The organism is Okeania sp. SIO2B9 (assembly GCF_010672505.1).
Taxonomy (GTDB): Bacteria; Cyanobacteriota; Cyanobacteriia; order Cyanobacteriales; family Microcoleaceae; genus Okeania; species Okeania hirsuta.
Genome location: NZ_JAAHGK010001166.1, coordinates 1 through 2,422, shown reverse-complemented (window position 1 = coordinate 2,422; position 2,422 = coordinate 1). Strand labels below are relative to the sequence as shown.

The following is a 2,422-nucleotide window of genomic DNA, read 5'->3' as shown; positions in this document are numbered from 1 at the left end:
AGAGTATTTTGTTAGATAATGGCTTTCTCCCAGAGCAAATTTTACCTTAGTAATGACATCAAAAATTTTTGGGTATCAGGGAATTATTAAGAATAGAAAATATTGCCCAAAATCTCATACCTCAAGTAATGGGAAATGAATTAAGGTTTATTATGGTGTTTTATTGGTGGTTTTGAAGAGATTTTCTCTACCTCAATCACCGCCTGTACTGCAATTACAAACAAACTAATTCCAATTCCAGTTCCTTCTGCTGTATCAATACCAAAAGTAGAGAGTCAACCTTTAGAGAAAAAAAGCAGTGACATTCCCAGATGCTTGAAAATCAACTTAACTCTCAGCAACCTCGATGACTTAAAGATAAAGTCGAGGCAGACGCAAGCTGGAGAAATTTTAAGCGACAGAGTTGGGGAGAGGCGATACTGCTGAGGCAACGCTCCGCGAACGCTACTAGAAAAGAAAAAAACCCTTGAACTCTCTATCCATGAAGTAAGCAGTTATAATACTGTAGGTTGGGTTAAGTGATAGCGCAACCCAACATACACAAGCTTGTTGTTGGGTTTATCCTAACGGATAAGCTCTGTTAACACTTCGTTCTACCCAACCTACAAAGCGCTACAGTTTCCAAACAGAAGAAATTAATATTTTCTCTACAGTCTTCTGGAATTGATGGAGATGCAATTCTTCACGAAGAGGCAAGGTTAGTGATCGCTCAATTAAATTATCTACAAGCTAAGACAAATGTTGATTTTGCTTTAGCTGCTTTAAATTGCGCCAAAGCTAACAGGAATTACGAAGAATATAGAGTTATATAGAATCCGGTTATACAGTATATGTTTATAATTCTATACCACACTTCAATATTAAATCGGACTACCTCCCCATCTCCCCATCTCCCCATCTGTGCCAACTATATAATAAGTATTCAACCGGATTTGATATTAGAGTAACAAAATCGCTGATTAGACTTTGATTCAATATCTTAATTTTTGAGACTTTCTATCCGCTCTAGATTCATCCCTTGCTGAATCAAGGCCGTGTTTTTTGTAGTGGCAATTCATAAATTGCCCCTACAGGTAGCGTCCGTGTGTAAGTCCTTCTTCCTTACTTCCTTCCTTCCTACTATAATAAATCCTTAAACTTAGGATGATTAGCCAAACTCTTCAAAACTTGCTTAATATCTTGCGATCGCTCCTTTTTCACAATCAAAGTCACATTCCCATCCCTAACAACAACCACATCCTCCAAACCAATAGTCACAATAGCATCATCATCACTCGTGGCATAAAAAATCGACCCCTCCGTATCTAACCCCAAATGATTAGCCAACTCCACATTCACTCCATCACCCTTAACCAAACGTTCCAAAGCATTCCAATCACCCAAATCATCCCAACCAAAAGCCACAGGTAACACAAAAGCCTTGTCAGTCTTCTCCATCACCGCATAATCAATACTCTTCTTCTCCAACTGAGAATAACCCTCAGCACCCATCGCCTCCAAAACAGTCATCATCGTCGGCGCATATTTTCGTAACTCAGCCAACATGACCCCCACCCGGAACACAAAAATACCGCCATTCCAACTAAAACGACCCGTTGCTAAAAACTCCTCAGCCTTCTCTCGGTTAGGCTTTTCCGTAAACCGCGCCACCCTATAAGCATCAAACCCACCAAAATTTCCTGCTTCTTTTCCCTGTTCAATGTATCCATAACCTGTAGAAGGGAAAGAGGGTTTCACACCTAGGGTAACAATAGCCTCCTGATTCATTGCCAACTCAGCTGCTGCCTCCAAGGTCTTCTGGAATACTTCCGGTTCCCCGATCCAATGGTCAGCAGGGAAAAACCCCACTACTGCATCTTCCCCATAACGACGTGCAGTCTCTATAGCTGTCCACGCAACAGCAGGAGCTGTATCCCTTCCTTCTGGTTCTGCCAATATATTTTCCTTTGGCATCTGGGGTAACTGTTGTGCTACACCTTCGGCCAACATTGCCGAAGTTACAACCCATAAACCATCCCAATTGTTAGATAATGAGAGTAATCTCTCTGCTGTTGTTTGTAACAAACTTTTACCACTGCCATCCAGAGAAAGAAACTGTTTGGGTCGATGCTTTCGACTTAAGGGCCAAAAACGTTCTCCTTTACCACCAGCAAGAATTACAGGTATCATCAGATTTTAGATTAATTAATAGATTAGACTATTCAATCTTAAATTCTCATTGCCAGTTTTTCCCAAGTTATATTATGTCCGGATAAGAGCGTGATCAAAAAACTTTCTCTTTCTTCTGCTGTTCTTCCTCTTCCTTTTTCTTTCTTCCCTCCTGACTCGGTCCTCCTCCGTCGTTAATTTATTTTATCATTTTCTTTGTGGGTTTAATACCCCACCGTCAACGGGGGTGTTCACGCATTACTTGGGGGAGCGA

The 2,422-nt window shown here is 40.9% G+C and carries 1 protein-coding gene; it reads right to left on the bottom strand.

Annotated elements, in window-relative coordinates; genetic code table 11:
• Window positions 1-1,119 precede the first annotated feature (1,119 nt).
• The gene (locus F6K13_RS28485; protein ID WP_287241068.1) at window positions 1,120-2,169 is read right to left on the bottom strand and encodes a mannose-1-phosphate guanylyltransferase; all 1,050 of its coding nucleotides are present in this window, start codon (window positions 2,167-2,169) and stop codon (window positions 1,120-1,122) included.
• Between the last annotated feature and the right edge of the window lie 253 nt (window positions 2,170-2,422).